General features: G+C 74.0%; 19 protein-coding genes. 8 read left to right on the forward strand and 11 right to left on the reverse strand.

The window, feature by feature from the left end; genetic code table 11:
* Nucleotides 1-31: 31 nt before the first annotated feature.
* From VKZ81_RS05225 to VKZ81_RS05240, 4 genes are all read left to right on the forward strand, one after another.
* Nucleotides 32-763 (forward strand): SDR family NAD(P)-dependent oxidoreductase, encoded by a 732-nt coding sequence (locus VKZ81_RS05225; RefSeq protein WP_324240260.1) that lies wholly within the window; start codon nucleotides 32-34, stop codon nucleotides 761-763.
* Between the two features lie 100 nt (nucleotides 764-863).
* Nucleotides 864-1361 (forward strand): nuclear transport factor 2 family protein, encoded by a 498-nt coding sequence (locus VKZ81_RS05230; RefSeq protein ID WP_324240261.1) that lies wholly within the window; start codon nucleotides 864-866, stop codon nucleotides 1359-1361.
* A 141-nt stretch (nucleotides 1362-1502) separates the two neighbouring features.
* On the forward strand, nucleotides 1503-2270 hold the full coding sequence (locus VKZ81_RS05235) for an oxidoreductase (RefSeq protein ID WP_324240262.1): 768 nt from the start codon (nucleotides 1503-1505) through the stop codon (nucleotides 2268-2270).
* Nucleotides 2271-2273: 3 nt separating this feature from the next.
* A complete protein-coding gene (locus VKZ81_RS05240) occupies nucleotides 2274-3014 on the forward strand; it encodes an SDR family oxidoreductase (RefSeq protein ID WP_324240263.1) in 741 nt (246 codons plus the stop codon).
* On the opposite strand, the gene VKZ81_RS05245 is transcribed toward VKZ81_RS05240, so the two are convergent.
* Nucleotides 3015-3905 carry a LysR family transcriptional regulator gene (locus tag VKZ81_RS05245; RefSeq protein ID WP_324240264.1) on the reverse strand — a complete coding sequence of 297 codons (891 nt, stop codon included), beginning with the start codon at nucleotides 3903-3905 and terminating at the stop codon, nucleotides 3015-3017.
* 190 nt (nucleotides 3906-4095) lie between these two features.
* On the opposite strand from VKZ81_RS05245, the gene VKZ81_RS05250 reads away from it, so the two are divergent.
* The 3 genes from VKZ81_RS05250 (at nucleotide 4096) to VKZ81_RS05260 (ending at nucleotide 6389) form a co-directional block, all read left to right on the forward strand.
* Entirely contained in the window at nucleotides 4096-4365 is a 270-nt protein-coding gene (locus VKZ81_RS05250; RefSeq protein ID WP_324240265.1) for a hypothetical protein, read from the forward strand.
* 74 nt (nucleotides 4366-4439) lie between these two features.
* Complete coding sequence (locus VKZ81_RS05255; protein WP_324240266.1) at nucleotides 4440-5627, forward strand: low temperature requirement protein A; 1188 nt, start codon at nucleotides 4440-4442, stop codon at nucleotides 5625-5627.
* A gap of 546 nt (nucleotides 5628-6173) precedes the next feature.
* Entirely contained in the window at nucleotides 6174-6389 is a 216-nt protein-coding gene (locus VKZ81_RS05260; protein WP_324240267.1) for a hypothetical protein, read from the forward strand.
* A gap of 7 nt (nucleotides 6390-6396) precedes the next feature.
* Here the strand turns inward: VKZ81_RS05260 and VKZ81_RS05265 are convergent, their stop codons facing one another.
* The 9 genes from VKZ81_RS05265 to VKZ81_RS05305 form a co-directional block, all read right to left on the reverse strand.
* On the reverse strand, nucleotides 6397-7191 hold the full coding sequence (locus VKZ81_RS05265; RefSeq protein ID WP_324240268.1) for an SDR family oxidoreductase: 795 nt from the start codon (nucleotides 7189-7191) through the stop codon (nucleotides 6397-6399).
* A 128-nt stretch (nucleotides 7192-7319) separates the two neighbouring features.
* Entirely contained in the window at nucleotides 7320-7925 is a 606-nt protein-coding gene (locus VKZ81_RS05270) for a TetR/AcrR family transcriptional regulator (RefSeq protein WP_324240269.1), read from the reverse strand.
* A gap of 57 nt (nucleotides 7926-7982) precedes the next feature.
* Nucleotides 7983-8963, reverse strand: coding sequence for an adenosine deaminase (gene add, locus VKZ81_RS05275; RefSeq protein ID WP_324240270.1), 981 nt, complete (start codon nucleotides 8961-8963; stop codon nucleotides 7983-7985).
* A complete protein-coding gene (locus VKZ81_RS05280) occupies nucleotides 8960-9856 on the reverse strand; it encodes a dihydrodipicolinate synthase family protein (protein ID WP_324240271.1) in 897 nt (298 codons plus the stop codon). Before VKZ81_RS05280 ends, add begins: the two co-directional genes overlap by 4 nt.
* A complete protein-coding gene (locus VKZ81_RS05285) occupies nucleotides 9853-10668 on the reverse strand; it encodes an enoyl-CoA hydratase-related protein (RefSeq protein WP_324240272.1) in 816 nt (271 codons plus the stop codon). Before VKZ81_RS05285 ends, VKZ81_RS05280 begins: the two co-directional genes overlap by 4 nt.
* The gene (locus tag VKZ81_RS05290; protein ID WP_324240273.1) at nucleotides 10665-11846 is read right to left on the reverse strand and encodes a CaiB/BaiF CoA transferase family protein; all 1182 of its coding nucleotides are present in this window, start codon (nucleotides 11844-11846) and stop codon (nucleotides 10665-10667) included. Before VKZ81_RS05290 ends, VKZ81_RS05285 begins: the two co-directional genes overlap by 4 nt.
* Nucleotides 11843-13186 (reverse strand): FAD-dependent oxidoreductase, encoded by a 1344-nt coding sequence (locus tag VKZ81_RS05295; RefSeq protein ID WP_324240274.1) that lies wholly within the window; start codon nucleotides 13184-13186, stop codon nucleotides 11843-11845. Before VKZ81_RS05295 ends, VKZ81_RS05290 begins: the two co-directional genes overlap by 4 nt.
* A gap of 7 nt (nucleotides 13187-13193) precedes the next feature.
* Complete coding sequence (locus VKZ81_RS05300) at nucleotides 13194-14498, reverse strand: MFS transporter (protein ID WP_324240275.1); 1305 nt, start codon at nucleotides 14496-14498, stop codon at nucleotides 13194-13196.
* 153 nt (nucleotides 14499-14651) lie between these two features.
* On the reverse strand, nucleotides 14652-15257 hold the full coding sequence (locus tag VKZ81_RS05305; RefSeq protein ID WP_324240276.1) for a helix-turn-helix domain-containing protein: 606 nt from the start codon (nucleotides 15255-15257) through the stop codon (nucleotides 14652-14654).
* A gap of 212 nt (nucleotides 15258-15469) precedes the next feature.
* Here VKZ81_RS05305 and VKZ81_RS05310 point away from each other — a divergent pair, with 212 nt between their 5' ends.
* Nucleotides 15470-16660, forward strand: a complete 1191-nt coding sequence (locus VKZ81_RS05310) for an AI-2E family transporter (RefSeq protein ID WP_324240277.1) — start codon at nucleotides 15470-15472, stop codon at nucleotides 16658-16660.
* A 109-nt stretch (nucleotides 16661-16769) separates the two neighbouring features.
* On the opposite strand, the gene VKZ81_RS05315 is transcribed toward VKZ81_RS05310, so the two are convergent.
* Nucleotides 16770-17285 (reverse strand): DsbA family protein (locus VKZ81_RS05315; protein ID WP_324240278.1); only part of this gene is annotated, 516 nt, incomplete at its 5' end.

Below are 17285 nucleotides of genomic sequence, written 5' to 3' on the forward strand. Positions count from 1 at the left end.
TGCTACATCCGGCCGTGAGGGGGAACGGGCCATGACCGACCGGTTCGCGGGGCGGCGCGTCGCCGTCACCGGTGCCGCAGGGGGGATCGGGCTGGCGATCTGCGAGCGCCTCGCCGCGCAGGGGGCGCAGGTGCACGGGCTCGACCTGAAGGGCCTCGACGCCCTGCCCGCCGCCGTCACCGGCCACACCGTCGACGTGACCTCCGAGGAGTCGGTCACCGCCGTGGTGCGCGCGCTCTACGCCGACGACGAGCGCCCGGTCGACCTGGTCAACAGCGCCGGCATCGTCGAGAACAACGTGGCGGCCGAGGAGATGCCGCTGTCGGAGTTCGACCGGATCATGGCGGTGAACCTGCGCGGGGTGTTCCTCACCTGCCGCGAGTTCGGCCGCGAGCTGCTCGCCCGCGGCGGCGGGGCGATCGTGAACATCGCTTCGATGTCGGGCAACGCGATCGTCAACTTCCCCCAGCGGCAGTGCGCCTACAACGCCTCGAAGGCGGGCGTCAGCGCGCTCACCCGATCGCTCGCCGTGGAGTGGGGCCCGCGCGGCGTGCGGCTCAACACCGTCTCCCCCGGCTACGTCGACACCCCGCTCACCGCGGGGCGGACCGACATGCACGCGCAGTGGCGGAGCGGGATCGTGCTCGACCGCTTCGCGCAGCCGGCCGAGGTCGCCGCGGCCGTGGAGTACTTCCTGAGCGAGGACTCCGCCTACTGCTGCGGCGCCGAGCTGCTCATCGACGGCGGCTTCTCGCTGCGGTGACCGAAGACGACACCCGCGTGCAACGGCCTCGGCACGACCGCCCGACGGGGGTAAGTTCCGGGGCGCCTCGCTCAGCCGATCATGACCGGAGGGGAACGCGGTGACCACCGACCACGACATCCGCTACGGGACCACGGCGGCCGACTGGCGGGCCGTCCACGAGCGGGTCGTCGCAGCGTTCGCCAGGGGCTGGGACGCGCCCGAGCCGCACGCGTGGGACGGCCTCATGGCGGAGGACATCCAGCTCAACCAGCCGCTGCTGCAACCGGGCACGACCCGCACGACCTGGCACGACGAGGCGCAGCGCCTGGTGGCGCTCCTGCCCGACATCCGCGGCGTGGTCACGGGCTGGGCGGGCAACGAGGACATCGTGTTCATCGAGCTGCGGCTCACCGCCACCCTCGGCGGGAAGCCGCTCGTGTTCTCGGCGGTCGACAAGCTGTGGCTCACCCACACCGGCACGGTGCTGCGCCGGGACTCCTACTTCGACTCGGCCCCGCTGATGCAGGCGGTGCTGCGCAGGCCGTCGGCCTGGTTGCCGTGGTGGCGCTCGGGGCTCGGCCCGTTCGCGTTCCGGCGGCGGTTCCTCGGCAAGTGACCATGGCGTATAGGAATTGCCTATAGCGCCTGCTGCAAATTCGTCTTTGCGCCCGATTCCTCCCCGGACGTAGCGTTCGACCTGCCCGAACACAATTCTTCCGCTTCGGGCCGGCGGAACACGTTCGAAAGGATCGTTGGCATGACCTTGCCCGAGAACGGGTCGGAAAAGGGAGAGTTCGCGGGACGGCGGGCGCTCGTCACCGGCGGCACCCGCGGGATCGGCGCCGCCGTGGTGCGGCACCTGCTCGACGCGGGCGCCGAGGTGCTCACGACGGCCAGGTCGGCCACGACCCCGGCCCCGGAGGGGGCGGCCTTCGTGGCCGCCGACGCGCGGACCCGGGCGGGCGCGGAGGCGGTCGCCGCGGCCGTGCAGGAGCGGCTCGGCGGCGTGGACGTCCTGGTCCACACCGTCGGCGGGGCGCAGCCGCACCGGGGCGCCCTCGCCATCCCGGACGCAGAGTGGCAGGCCGCGCTGGAGCTGAACCTCCTGTCGGCGGTGCGCGTGGACGCGCTGGTGGCGCCGGGGATGCGGGAGCGGGGTTCGGGGGCGATCGTGCACGTGTCCACGGCCGCGACCACCCCGCCGGCCCCGCCGTTCCTGCACTACCAGGCGGCGAAGGTGGCGCTGGAGAACTACAGCAGAGGGCTGGCCGCCGAGCTCGCGCCGTCCGGGGTCCGGGTCAACACGGTGAGCCCCGGGCGGACCGACACCCCGGGCGGCGCGGCGACCCGGGCGTACTGGGCGAGGCTCGACCTGGGGCCGGGCGCGATCGCCACCCCGCCGCTCGGGCGGGAGGGCCTGCCCGACGACATCGCCCACGCCGTGTTGTTCCTCGCCTCCGACCGGGCTGCGTGGCTGACCGGCCAGGTGCTCGGGGTCGACGGCGGCGAGTACCCGCGGAGCTGAGGCATGGGCGACTACAGCGACAAGACGGCGGTGATCACCGGTGGCGGCGCGGGCATGGGGTTCGCGCTGGCGAAGCTGCTCGTCGACGGCGGGGCCCGGGTGGTGGTCACCGGCCGCTCCGCGGCCACGCTCGACGCCGCGCGGTCCCTCGGGCCCCACGCGGTGGGCGTGCGCGGCGACGTCGCCGCCACCGCCGACCTGCAGGTGCTGGCCGACCGCGTGGCGGACGAGCTGGGCCGGATCGACGCCCTGTTCGTCAACGCGGGCATCGCGGCGGCCACGCCCTTCGGATCGATCACCGAGCAGGCCTACGACGAGCTGTTCGCGATCAACGTCAAGGGTGCGTTCTTCACCGTGCAGACGCTCGCCCCGCTGCTCGCGCGCGGCGCCGGGGTCGTCCTCACCACGTCGGCCGCGAACGCCATCGGGATGCTCGACACCAGCGTCTACGCGGCGGGCAAGGCGGCCCTGCGCTCGATGGCCCGCAGCTTCTCCCGCGAACTGCTCCCGCGCGGGATCCGGGTGAACGCGATCAGCCCCGGCCCGATCGACACGGGGGTCCTGGAGAAGACGATGCCCGCCGAGGCCGCGGCCCGGTTCGTGGCGCAGGTGGTCGCCGAGAACCCGATGCAGCGGTTCGGCACCGTCGAGGAGTTCGCGAAGGCGGCCGCGTTCCTCGCCTTCGACGCCACCTACACGACCGGCGCGGAGCTCTCCGTCGACGGCGGCCGCACCCAGCTCTGATCAGGACACCAGCGAGACCGGGCCGGCCTCGTACCAGGTCTCCTGGCGCAGCAGGTCGAGCAGGGCCGTCTCGGCCGGCCCCGCGTGCGGCCGGACCACGGCGATGACGGGCTGGGCCACGGCCGGGGCCAGCGGGCGGGTGAGGCGCTCGTAGCCGTGGGGCACCGCGGAGGCGGGCACGAGCGCCACCCCCAGCCCGTCGGCGGCCCAGCGCACGGCCGTGGCCGTCTGGGACACGCGAGCGGCCGTGGGCGGGTCGTCGTCGCGCAGCGCGGTCAGCAGCACGCGGTCGAGCGCGCTGTCGCGGTCGAACCGGACCCACGGCTGCCCCGCCAGCGCCCGCAGCTCGACCCGGTCCGCGGCGAGCTGCGGGTGCCCGGCGCCGAGCACCACGACGAACTCCTCGTCGCCGAGGCGGTGCGCGTTCGCCGGGGACCGCTCGCACTTCGCCATCAGCGACAGGTCCAGCATGCCGCGGCGGCACAGCCGGTCCAGCTCGGCGGCGCTCGGCTCCTCGAAGACCGTGACCTCCACCCGCGGGTAGCGGCGGCGCAGGGCGCCCAGCGCGCCGGGCAGCTGCCGCGTGCCGAAGCCCATCTGCGCCGCGACCACCAGCTCGCCCACGAGCTCGTCGGCTCCGGCGCGCGCCGTGGCCCGCGCGCGCCGCGCCGCGGCCACCGCGATCTCGGCCTCCCGCAGGAACGCCCGGCCGGCCGCTGTGGGCACGAGCCCGCTCGCCGTGCGGGCGAACAGCGCTACCCCGAGCTCCCGCTCCAGGCCGCGGATCTGTTGCGACATCGACGGCTGGGCGACGTGCAGGCGCTCGGCGGCCGCCGTCACCGAGCCCTCCTCCGCGACGGCCAGCGCGTACTCGAACTGGCGAAGGCTCACCGGCTCCCCCTTCCCGCGGCGGAGCGCGGGTCCTGTGCTGTCAACGGTGTAATCGTAGCCGCAGGAGTGATCGCTTTCGGTAATGATCAAGCTACTCGTCGTGACAGCTCTGGATCGGCGTCGTTGTGCCGGTAACGACGCGGCGGGGAACCCGGCGCGGTCGTCCGGAACCGACGAGGAGCGGAGCACGATGATGTGGTTCTGGTCCGGGGCGCCCAGCTGGGGATACGCGGCCGCGACCGCCGGCATGGCCCTCTTCTGGATCCTGGTGGTCTTCACGGCGATCGTCGTCGTGCACCACGTCGGCGCGACGGGGCGCACCCCCGTTCGGAACGCACCCGCGGAGCGCATGGCGACCGTGACGTCGCTGTGCGAGCGGCGCCGCCGCGCGGCGCCGCCGGGGCGGGCGCGCGACCTGCCCGTCCGCGGAGCCGTCGTCGAGCTGCGCACGGGCTCCTGACCCGCTACCCTGCCCCGCCATCGTGATCTCCGTCCGGCGGAGGGTGCCGGGCGTTCCAGGGGGGAGTCGACGAGGTGACCGAGCGCGAGACCGAACACCGACGCCCGCCCCTGCTGCGCGCCGACGACGAGGCCCGCTCCGAGGTCGCGCCGATCGAGCTGTTCTTCGACCTGGTCTACGTCTTCGCGATCATCCAGATCTCGCACACGCTGCTCGCGGACCTGAGCTGGCTGGGCGCGGTGCGCACGGCGCTGCTGTTCGGCGCGGTGTGGTGGGTCTGGAACTACTCGGCGTGGGCGATGAACTGGCTCGACCCGCGCAGCGGCTCGGTCCGGGTGCTCAACGCGCTGCTCATGCTCGCCGCGCTGGGCATGTCGATCGGGCTGCCGCACGCGTTCGACGAGGACGGGCTGCTGTTCGCCGCCTGCTACGCCGCCGCGCAAGTGGGCCGCGCCGCGTTCGCCGCGGTGGCCTTCCGCGGCCACGTGCTGGGGAAGAACTACACGAACCTGCTGGCGTGGAGCACGGTCGCCGCCGCGCTCTTCCTCGTCGGGGCGTTCCTGCCGCCCGGCCCGCGGCTCGTCGTCTGGTTGGTCGCGCTCGCCGTCGACGTGGCGGCGCCCCGCTTCGACTTCCGCTTCCCCGGCCTCGGGTCGGCCCCGATGAGCACGTGGCCCACCGACGCCGAGCACCTCGCCGAGCGCAACCGGCTGGTCTTCATCATCGCGCTCGGCGAGTCGATCCTGATCATGGGCTTCACCCTGTCGGAGGTGGAGGAGGTCACGGCGGCCGCGGTGCTGACCACCGTCCTCGGGTTCGTCGGGCTGTTCGTGCTCTGGTGGGCCTACTTCGCGCTCGCGGGCCACGACACCGCGGCGAGCCGCGGCGAGGGCAGCACGGCGGCGCTGCGTTCGGCCTTCGCCTACGCGCACGCGCTGATGGTGGCCGGCGCGATCGTCGTGGCGGTGTCGATCGAGCTGCGCATCAGCCACCCGGAGACCGATGCCCCGCTGGTGCTCACGACCGTGGGCGGCCCGCTGATCTACCTCGCGGGCAACGTCCTGTTCCTGCGCTCGCGCACCGGGGTCGTCGCCCGCGACCGCTACCTCGCCGTGGCCGCCCTCGTGGTGATCGGGATCGTCGGGCTGGCGCTCGGCCACTCCCTGCCAGCGCTCGCGGTCGGCGTCGCGACCCTGGTGGTCACCACGACGCTGGCGGTGGCCACGCAGGTCAGGACGACGCGCGCGCGGGCGGCGGCCTGACCCCGCCGGCCGGACCCGGCCGGATCGCCGCCGTTCCACCACGTCCCGGAGCCGCCCGAGCGGTTCGAACCGGAGATCGACCGCGGCGAGCTGCGCGACCTGCTGCCCGGCTCGTTCGAGCTCGGCGCCGTGCGCCGGGACCACGACCTGCAGGCCGCGACGGCGCCACCGCCGAGGCCGACCTCGTCGTGGAGGCCGACGGCGCCTGGTCGAAGGTCCGCCCGCGCGGTCTCGCAGGCCACGCCGCGCCACACCGACACCCGGACGTCGCCGAACTCGTCGGCCAGGGCAGCGCCGCGGCCACCGACGGGGAAGGGGGCGGTTCGCCCAGCGCAACGTGGGCGACCACGTCCGCGTGTACGTCGTCCAGCGCGCCCCGCAAGACCGGGTCACCGCGAGCGCTACCGCGACCGGTCACCCCGCCCGCGCCGGCTGCTCACCGACGACGACGGCCCCTACGTCGACCGCCCGATCTTCGCCCTCCCCGTCCCGCGCACCTGGGAACACGACCCGACGGCGACCCTCCCCGGCGACGCCGCCCACCTCGTGCCCCCGCTCGGTTCGGCGTCGACCTCGCCCCTGCTCGACGCGGGCGAGCTCGCGCTCGCGATCGCCCGCCACGACACCGTCGACGCGGCCGTCCGCGCCGACGAGCTGGCGATGCTCCTCCGCTCCACCGGGATGGCCCGGCTCCTCGACGGCGCCGCCGACGGGCCGCTGTCGACCGAGCTCCCCGGGTTCGCCACCGCCGACGGCCGCTGATCCGCCGTCACACCCAGTGCCGGTCCCCGACCAGGAACGCCTCGGAACCGCCGTCGGCGAAGATCACCTGCCCGGTGACGAAGCGGTTCTCCGGGCCCGCCAGCCAGCTGATGAGGTGCCCGACCCACTCCGGGCGGCCCGGGAACCCGCCGAGGAGCTGCGGCGCGGCCGCCTCGACCGCGGCCCGCACCCGCTCGTCGCCGAGGATCCACGCGGCGGCCGGGGTGTCGACGACACCGGGTGCGACCGCGTTGAGCGGGATGCCGGCGCCCGCCCACTCGGGCGTCGGGGCGGTCCGCCGCACCCAGGCGTTCAGCGCGCGCTTGGCGATGCCGTAGGCGGCGTCGCGCAACGCCGGATCGGCGGCCACCAGCGCGGTCGCGGTTGCCTCGTCGCCCTCCGCGCAGGCGCGGAGCACGCGCTCGTCCGCGGGCGCCAGCGACGAGGTCGACGACACGGCGACGGCCCGCGGGGCGTCGCTTCCCGCCAGCAGCGGGCGCAGCCCCTCGAGCGTCGCGACCGCGCCGAAGTAGTTCGTCTCCAGCAGCCCGGTCCGGCCGCCGCCCGCGATCGCGAGCACGGCGTCGACGCACCCCCGCTCGGCCACCTGGTCGACCAGCGAGCGGCGGCCGTCGGGCGTCGACAGGTCGGCGACGACCTCGGCGTCGTCCAGGTCGCAGCCGATGACCTCGGCCCCCTGCTCGCGGAGGATCGACGCGGTGGCGGCACCGATACCCGAGGCCGATCCGGTGACGACGTACCGACGACCGGCCAATGGGCCGCCGGGGACGCTATTGACCATGCAGTCAACAGTACCGGCGCCCGCGGGATTGCAGGAAAGCCACATTCCTGAAGGTGGGCTTCAGGAAAGCCACATTCCTGACGCGGCAGACCTGACGCGGCAGGCCTGACCCTGCCCTGCCCTGCGCGTCAGGCCTGCATGCCGTCGAGCAGGACCTCGGCGAGCGCCGCCGCGTAGGCCCCGGGATCGACGTCGGGGTGCGCCTCGAGGTAGGCGAGCATCGTGTCGACGGCGCCCTGGTAGGTGACCGCCATGACCCGCGGGTCGAGCCGGCGCAGGCTGCCCTCGGCCTGGCCGCGCCGGAACAGCTCCTCCTGCGCGCAGTGGGTCTCCTCGTAGAAGTCGGCGGCCACGTCCTCCCCGCCCGCCCGGCGCAGGTTGTGCACGATGCGGTTCAGCGCGACGAGCTCGTCCCGGCGGGTCCGGACCAGCGCCGCGGCCGCGCGGAGGGCGGCCCGGATCACGTCCGGCACCGGACGGTCCAGGTCGATGCCTGCGACGACGTCGGCCCGCAGGGCCTCCATCGCCGCCCTCGCCGTCGCGCCCATCAGGTCGTCCTTGCCGGCGAAGTAGTGCCAGACCAGCCCTTTGGCGACCCCGGCACGCGCGGCGACCCGGGTCAGCGACGCGCCCTCGTAGCCGCGGTCGGCGACCTCCTGGAGCGCCGCCGCCATGATCTGCCTGCGTCGTTCGTCCTCGCCGAGGCGCCGGCGCGGGCGGGAGGCGGACGTCATGACGCGGGCATGCTAGTGCCGGTTCGACCTGGTGCCGGTGCGACCCGGCGCCGCGGCTCACCCGGCGGCCCACTCCTCGACCGCGGCGAGGGCGGGGGCGCGCCGGTCGGGCGGGCAGGAGCTCGCGGTGAGCGAGGTCCGCGCGATCGCGGCCAGCTCGCCGCGGCCGAGCCCGAACGCCTCCGCGGCGCGGCGGTACTCCTCCACCGCGTTCGTCGCGACGAACAGCGGGCAGTCGCTGGCCAGCGTCACCGGGACCCCGGCCGCGATCAGCCGCGGCAGCGGGTGTTCGGCGGGCGACGGGTAGACGCTCAGCGCGACGTTCGACGTGGGGCAGACGTCGAGGGTGATCCCCCGTTCCGCCAGCAGCTCGACCAGGGCGGGGTCCTCGACGGCGCGGACCCCGTGGTTGACCCGGGTGGCGCCGAGCGCCTCGACGCACGCCCGCACGCTCTCCGGTCCCGCGGCCTCCCCGCCGTGCGGCAGCGCGCGCAGGCCGGCGTCGCGGGCGCGGGCGAACACCTCGGCGAACCGGCCCGCCGGGTACCCGGCCTCGTCACCGGCGAGGCCCAGCCCCACGACGCCTGCGTCGGCGTAGCGGACGGCCAGCCGCAGCGAACGCTCGGCGGCCTCGATCGGCAGGCCCCGGTTCACCCCGACGATCACGCCCGCGGCCGGCCCCTGGCCCGCCCCGGCCGCGAGTCCGTCGAGGACCGCCTCGAGCACGGCCTCGTCGGGCCCGAGCCGCCCGGAGTAGGTGGGCGGGACGACGTGCACCTCCGACCACACGACGCCCTGCGCGGCCGCGTCCTCCACCAGCTCCGCCGCGACGCGGCGCAGGTCGTCGAGGGTGCCGACGAGGTCGCGGGCCGCCTCGTAGGCGCCGACGAACTCGGCGAGGTTCGCGAACGTCCCGGTGCGCGGCATCGGCAGCCCGTAGCGGTCGGCGAGCTCCGCGGCCGTCGCCGGGCGGATCGTCCCCTCCAGGTGCAGGTGCAGCTCCGCCTTCGGCAGGGCCACCAGGTCCGGCGCGCTCATCGGCGACCGGCGGGCACCGGGACCGCGTCGAGGTGCCTGCGCAGCTGCGCGCGCAGCGCCGCGGGCATCGGCGCGGCGGGCGGGCGCACCGCCGGGTCGGCGATCAGCCCGCGCACGTGCAGGCACTCCTTGCGGATCGCGAGCGCGAGCCGCGGCTGCTGCTCGGCGTTGACCAGCGGCAGGTAGGGCAGGAACGCCCGCCGGGCCGCCGCGTACCCGCCGTCGAACCACGCCTCGACGCACGCGACGAGGCCCTCGGGGAACGAGAAGCCGGTCATCGCGCCCGCAGCGCCCGCAGCGAGCTCGTCGAGCAGCCCGATGCCACCGAGCCCGCCGAACACCGGCACGTCCAGGGTGGCGGTGAGGGCGGCGATCGCGACCGGGGTCGGCGGGGCCTCGGCCTTGACCGCCGCGACGAACGGAAGCTCGCGCACGGCGGCGGCGAGCGCGTCGGCGCCGATCGTCACGCCGCTCGCAACCGGGTAGTCCTGCACGACGACCGGGACGCCGGTGGCGGCGTGCACCGCGCGCAGATGGGCGGCGAGCACGCCCGGGTCCGGGGAGTTGACCTGCAGCATCACGGCCGCGAGCCGGTCGCCCGCCGCCCGCTGGGCGGCCCGCACCTCCTCGATCGCCGGTGCGGTCGCGAGCGCGGTGACGCCGGCGACGATCGGCAGGCCCACCGCGTCGCGGACGGTGCCGAGCACGGCCGCCCGCTCGGCCGCGTCCAGCCGGGCGGCCTCTCCGAAGACGCCCAGGACGGTGAGGCCGACGGCGCCGGTCCGCTCGTAGTGGGTGGCGAGCCGGGCCAGGCTCGTGTGGTCGACGGCGAGGTCGGGTCCGGCGAACGGGGTGGCGACCACGCCCCAGACGCCGCGCTGCAGCGCGCTCACCGGCCCGGCCAGACCGGGGGCCGCTTCTCCTGGAAGGCGCGCACCCCCTCCTTGCTGTCCTCGCTGTCGAGCGCCGCCATCAGGGCGGGCAGCCGCTGTGCGCGCGCGTCCTGCGCCGACAGGTGCGCGGTGCGCTGCACCATCTGCTTGACCGCGCGCAGCGACGTGGGGGCGCAGGCGAGGATGTCGGCGAGCCAGCGGTCGACCGCGGCGTCCAGCTCCGCGGCCGGCACGACCTCGTTGACCAGCCCCATCGCCTGCATCTCGGCCGCCTTCGCGCGCCTTCCGGTGAGCAGCATGCCCATCGCCTGGGTGTGCGGGATCCGGCGGACGAGCTGGAAGACCCCGCCGTCGAGCGGGATCCGGCCGACCCGGGGCTCGGTGAGCCCGAACTGGGCGTGCTCGGCGGCGACCACGATGTCGCAGCCGAGCACCATCTCCATGCCGCCGCCGAGCGCGTAGCCGTTCACCCGCGCGATCACCGGCACGTCGAGCGTGGTGCGCAGGCTGAGCCCGCCGAAGCCGTTCGGGTCGAGGTCGGCCCAGTACTCCAGGCCGGTCTTGGCGATCGCGGCGGCGGACATGTCGGCGCCGACGCAGAACGCCCGCTCCCCCGCCCCGGTGAGGACGACCGCGCGGACGTCCGGGTCGGCCTCGATCCGGTCCCAGATCTCGCAGAGCCGCTCGTGGGTGGGCCCGTCGACCGCGTTGAGCACGGCCGGTCGGTCGATGGTGACCCGGGCGACGTGGTCGGTGACCTCGAGCCGGACCTCGTCCCGGGGCTCGGCGCCGGGCTCGGTGGGGCGGCTCACCGCAGCACCTTCTTCTCGACCAGCGCGGCCACGTCGTCGGCCGCGTACCCGTGCTCGGTCAGCACCTCCGCGTTGTGCTCGCCCAGCCGCGGCGGCACCCGCCGGACCTGCGCAGGCGTCGCCGACAGCCGGATCGGGGCGTCGAGGGCCTTCACCCGGCCCGCGACCGGGTGCTGCATCTCGAGGATCATGCGGTTGACCGCGGTCTGCTCGTCGGCGAGCGCCTGCTCGAGGCTGCGGACCGGGGCGCAGAGGATGTCGACCTGCTCCAGCCGCTTGATCCAGTACTCGGTGGAGTTCGTGGCGAACCGCTCCCGGAAGATCGCCTGCAGCTGCGGCCGGTGCGCGGCCTGCCGGTCGAGGTCGGCGAACTCGGGGCGCTGCGAGAGGTCCTCGTCCAACTCCAGCGCGGTGGAGATGTCGCGCAGCGGGTTCTCCTTGAACGCGCCCACCATGCAGACGGCGCCGTCGGTCGTCTCGAACACCCCCGACAGCGGCATCGCGGCCCAGTTGATCTCGTAGCCGCGGTTGAGCTGCATGCAGGCCTCCTGCATCTGCATGTGCAGCATCGAGTCGTACATGGTCACCTCGACCTTCTGGCCCTCGCCGGAGGTGTTGCGGGCCAGCAGGGCGAGCAGGATGCCCTGCATGAGGTGCATGCCGGTGGTGTAGTCGCACAGCGTGGTCGGGTAGACCGACAGCGGCACGTCCTCGCTCTCCCGCCGCCACATCACGCCCGAGTAGGCCTGCGCGATGACGTCCTGCCCGCCCTTGTGGGCGTACGGGCCCGAGGTGCCGAACCCCGTGCCCGACGCCCAGATGATGCGGGGGTTGAGCTCGCGGCACTTCTCGTAGCCGAACCCGATGCGCTCCATCACACCGGAGCGGAAGTTCGAGACGACGACGTCGGCGTCGCGGATCAGCCGGTGCACGACGGCGACGCCCTCGGGCGTGCGGGTGTCTATCGACACGCTGCGCTTGTTGCGGTTGATCGACAGGAAGACCGGGTTGTCCAGGCCGGCCGGGTCGCTGATCGACGTCCGCGACAGGTCACCGACACCGGGGCGTTCGATCTTGATGACGTCGGCGCCGTAGTCGCCGAGCAGCTGCGTGCAGCTCGGCCCCATGTAGACCTGCGTGAAGTCGACGACGGTCACGCCGGCGAGCGGCTGGGTCATGATCGGACCTCCACGGGCTCGGAGAGGGTGGCGTTGGCCGACGGCACGTCACCGGGGTCGGCGCCCTGCGCGCGCATCGCGCGTTGGATCGCCGTCGGGTCCACCTCACGGACGGTGGTACCCGCGTCGACGGCCAACCCCGCGGCGACGCCCGCAGCCTGCCCCATCGCCATGCACGGCGGGATCTCCCGCGAGATGCGCTGCGCGTCCGGGGTGGCCGAGTAGTGGCGCCCGGCGACCAGCAGCTGGTCCACGCCGCGCGGCAGCAGCGCCCGGTAGGGGGTGTAGTAGTCACGGCCGCGGGCGACCGAGTCCGGGAAGTGGCGGCGGCTGGTGATGTCGTCCTTGGTCACCACGTACTCGCCCTGCAGCAGCCGGGTCTGGCGCACGCCCATCTGCTCGGCGACGTCGACGACGTAGCAGCGCTCGAACCCCGGCAGGTGCTCGCGGATGTAGTCCACGACCGAGGCGATGCGGGCCCGCGCGTCGAACTCGGCCTCGGTGAGCGACTCGGGGTCGGCGCCGTCGTAGCCGGTGAGGTGCGGGCAGTTGCACCACACCACGCCCGGCAGCGGCGTCTTGAGCCACCACAGCTCCCACGCGCCGCCGAGCATCCGCTTGATCGTCCGGTTGATCGCCCGGGCCTCGCGCGGGTTCTCCTGCTCGAACCGCTCGGCGGCGTCGGTGTCGACCCCGCCGAGCCGGAACACCAGCGTGGTCAGGTAGCTGTCGTGCACGTAGTCGGCGCCGGCGCGGGAGGCGACGTCGATGTCGCCGGTGGTGTCGATGACGACGTCGCCGAGCACGGCCTGCGGCCCCTGCTTGGTCTCGCACACCACCCCGGCCAGCCGGTTGCCGTCGAGCACGGGCCGGGCGAACCACGAGTGCAGGCGCAGGTGCACGCCCGACTCGCGGACCAGGTCGTTCGACACCCGCTTCCAGCCGTCGGGGTCGAACGCGACCGCGTAGCAGATCGGCTTCGGGGTGATGTGCTGGTGGAAGTCGAAGACCCCGTAGCGGCCCCAGCGGTTCCACGTCTCGGTCGAGGAGTACCGGTCCGACTCCGGCGGGTAGACCGCCAGGCCGATCTTCTCGAGGCGCTCGACGTACTCCGACACGATCCCGGAGACCGAGATCTCGGTGCCGTTCACCATGTCGTCGAGGACGAGCACCATGCCGCCGGAGGCCAGCCCGCCCAGCGCGGCGTACCGCTCGAGCAGGGTGACGCTCGCGCCGGTGCGCGCCGCGGCCACGGCCGCGCTCACCCCCGCCGGGCCACCGCCCACGACGACGACGTCGGAGCGGCGGACGACCGGGTCGGTCAGGTCGGACAGCTGCATCGCTTCCTCATTCACCCGCGAAGGTGCCGTCGCGGCGGCGGGCCGCCACGTAGAGCACCACACTGACAAGGGACAGGACGGCCGTGTAGGCCGGGAAGAGCCAGTCGAGGCCGCGCTGCTGCAGCCACACCAGCAGGTAGGAGGCCGTGCCCCCGAACAGCGCGACGGCCACGCCGTACCCCAGCGCGACGCCGGTGGCGCGGCAGGTCTTCGGCATCAGCGAGGTGGCGACGACGTTGTAGAGCGTCATGTTGAGCACCAGCACGACCGACCCGCCCAGCAGCACGGCGGCGAACCCGGCGATGCCCGGCTCGTGGTAGAGCAGCATCAGGAACACCGACGGCACGGCGAGCAGCCGCGTCACCAGGAACGTGCGGGAGAGCTTGTAGCGGTCGGCGAGCGCGCCGGTGACCAGCGAGCCGACGAGCAGCACCACACCGAGCGCCGTGGTGAGGGCGAACACCGCGGTGGGGTCCTCGCGGAACGTGCCGCGGGCGAGGTTGGGCAGGCCGACGTTCCACGCGTAGTTGTAGGCCTGGGCCGAGCCGACGACGAACACGATGGCGAGCAGCCCGAGCCAGTGCCTGCCGACGCCGCGCGCCACGGTGCCGGACGACGCCTCGGCGCGTTCCTCGTCGTGCAGCGTCTCCGGCAGGGCGCGGCGCAGCCAGATGACGACGACGCCGAGCGCGGCCCCGATGACGAACGGGACCCGCCAGCCCCACTCCTGCATCGCGCCCCCGCCGATGATCCCACTGGTCGCGAAGCTGACGAGCGACGCGAGCAGGATCCCGAGGTTGACGAAGAAGCTGATGTAGCCCGCGGCTCGGCCCTCGCGGCCTGCCGGGTTCAGCTCCACGGCGTACGCCGTCGACAGCGGGGCCTCGATCCCGGTGGAGACGCCCTGCAGCAACCGGCAGGTCACGAGGATGATCCCCGCCCAGACCCCGATCTGGCCGTAGGTCGGCGTCACCGCGATGACCAGCGTCGTCACCGCCATGAGGGCGACCGAGCCCAGCATCACGCGCCTGCGCCCGATCAGGTCGGCGGCGACCCCGAACAGCACCCCGCCGAGCGGCCGCACGGCGAACCCGACGGCGAAGACCGCGAGCGCGCTGAGCGTGGACGAGACGGGGTCCTCCGCGGGGAAGAAGTGCGGCCCGAGGAACGCCGAGAGCAGGCCGAAGACCATCCAGTCGTACCACTCGAGGGTGTTGCCCAGCCCGAGGCCGAGCATCGCCCTGCGCGTGGTCGCGGACGGACCGGTGGAGCGGTGGGGGGTGGCCGGAACCGTCGAAGGAGATGCAGTCATGGTGTTGGCCTTCGCATCCGGAGGACGCGCGGGGGCGCGCGTCGGACGAGGGGGGCACGCGGCAGGCCGGCGACGTCGGGCGGCCGGGGCGGCGTGTTCAGACCGCACGCGCGGCGCGTGCGCGTTGTGCGGCGGGCCGGGTGGCCCGGCGCGTCACCAGGTGGGCGGGGTGATCACCCAGATGGCTTTGCAGACTTCGTCGCCAGGGTTGACGTACCAGTGCGGTGTGGTGGACGGATAGCGGATCGAGTCACCCGGACCGAGCTCGTAGCGCACCCCGTCCAGGTAGACGTCCTTTCGCCCCGACAACACCAGCCCGAACTCCTCACCCTGGTGCCGGTAGGGGTTGGCGCTCGAGTCGTATCCGGGCGGGGTCTCCACCCAGGTCGCCTCGAGGGCACCGGTGAGGTCCGGGGTGAGCAGTTCGTAGCGGCCGCCGTCGTCCACGATGCCGTGGCCTTCCAGGCGGCGACGCTCCGACTTGCGCACCACCGGCGAGCGGTGCCGGTCGGAGACCTGGAACAGGGCGCCGACCGGAATGCCGAGACCATGCGCGAGTTGGACCAGCGTTCCGAACGACGGGTTGGCCAGCCCGCGTTCGATCTGGCTGACGATCCCGGTGCTCAGCCCGGACAGCTCCGCGAGCCGTTCGAGCGTGAGACCAGCCTCCTTGCGCAGAGAACGGACCTGGTTGCCGACCTCGCCGAGCATCGCGGCGACGGGCAGGTCCTGCCCGGGGCTGGGAGCCTTGTCGGCCATGGCGGTCGTCCTCTCCGCGTCGCGGTGCGCTTCAGAATACTGAAGCACTTCACCCGCGCAACCCTCAACCGACATCAAGTTGAAGATTTTCGCTTGGTTGTCGATCGCGGTAACCCGCCTGCAACACCCCTCCCGCCCCGACGGCCGCCGCTGCCGCCGTTGGGCGGCGCGTCCAGCGGGTACGTCACCGGCGACCGCGTCGAGGAGGTGCGATGACCACGACCGGACGCCCCGCACCGGTCCTGCCTCCGCAGGAGCGCGACGTCGGGCTGTCCGTCCCCCGGAGCCTCGCGATCAGCGCGGCCCTGGGGTGGCGGATGCTCGTCGTCGTGGCCGCGCTCGCCGTGATCGGCGTCGTGGCCGTCCAGCTGTCACGGGTCGTCGTCCCCGTCGCGATCGCGCTGCTGCTGGCCGCCCTGCTCGTCCCGGCCGTGGGCTGGCTCGTGCGCCACCGCGTGCCCCGCGCGCTCGCGACCGCGCTCGTGATGGTCGGTGGGGTGGCCGGGCTCGGCGGCGTCCTCACGTTCGTGATCGTCACGTTCGTCCGGGGCATCCCCCAGCTCGGCGATCAGCTCTCGGCCAGCGTCGACGCGGTCGTCGGGTGGCTGTCGACCGGCCCGCTGCGGCTCAGCGACGAGCAGCTGCGCTCCGTGCAGGACGAGCTGATCGAGACGCTCACCGCCAACCAGTCCGCCATCACGGTCGGCGCCATCACCACGGCGGCCACGATCGGCGAGCTGCTGACCGAACTGCTGCTCGTGGTGTTCACCCTCGCCTTCTTCCTCCACGACGGCGGCTCCATCTGGCGGTTCCTGCTGGGGGCGGTGCCGGAGGGCACGCGCGACCGGGTGGACGTGGCCGGGCGGCGCGGGCTCGCCGCGCTGGTGAGCTACATCCGGGCGACCGCGGTCGTGGCGGTCGTCGACGCCGTCGCCATCGGGCTCGCGCTCGCGCTGCTGTCCGTCCCGCTGGCCGTCCCGCTGGCCGCGCTGGTGTTCCTCGGCGCGTTCGTGCCGATCGTCGGCGCCGTCGTCGCGGGCGGCGCCGCGGTGCTCGTCGCGCTCGTCGCGCAGGGCCCCATCACCGCGCTCGTCGTGCTGGCCGTGATCATCGGGGTGATGCAGCTGGAGGGCCACGTCCTGCAGCCGCTGCTGCTCGGGCGGGCGGTGAAGCTGCACCCGCTCGCCGTCATCCTCGCCATCGCCGCCGGGCTGGTGACCGCGGGCATCGCCGGGGCGCTGCTGGCCGTGCCGCTGCTCGCCGTGCTGAACTCGGGGATCCGGTCGCTGCGCAGCGACGCCGACAAGCACACCCGGCCCGAGGACGTGCACACGAGCGAGCCCGAGGCGAGCGGGCCGGACGACCCGGAGCTGGAACGGGAACCCACGCTCGAGGGGGAGTGAGGCCGGTTCCGACCAGCGAACCGCTCCCGTTCCGACGAACGGCGCGCTGGTCGGAACCCATCCGACGAACGCGCCGTTCGTCGGGATCGGAGCCCGGCCTGCGGGGAGATCAGCGCCGGACGACGGTGTGCTTGAACTCGTTGAGCTCCGGCCATCCGGTGATCATGTCGATGATCCGCTCGATCGCCCGCCGCGACGGCGCCGGGTCGCTGCCCTCCGGGGCGCGGTCCATCAGCCGCACGAACACGGCCTCGTCGCCGACGATGAACGTCGGCACGCCCCACACGGTGTGCGAGGCGACGTACTGTTCGTGCTCGCGGCGCACCCGCTCGAGCGCCTCACCCGAGTCGATGCGGGCGAAGACCTCCTCGCTCGGCACGCCGGCCGCGGTCAGCACCTTCTCCACGACGGCGCGGTCCTCCAGGTGCAGCCCCTCGTCGTGGCGGGCGGCGAACAGCCCGCGGTGCACGGCGGGGAAACGCTCCGGGAACTCGTCGCGCACCACGACCCCCGCCTGCAGCGCGAGGATCCCGGTGTCCTGCGACGGGTCGTCCCACACGCTCACCCCGCCCTCCTCGACGTGCGCCTGCCCCAGCGAGAACGGCAGGAAGCGCACGTCCCAGCC

Source organism: Pseudonocardia sp. (assembly GCF_035305885.1).
In the GTDB taxonomy this organism is placed as follows: Bacteria; Actinomycetota; Actinomycetes; order Mycobacteriales; family Pseudonocardiaceae; genus Pseudonocardia.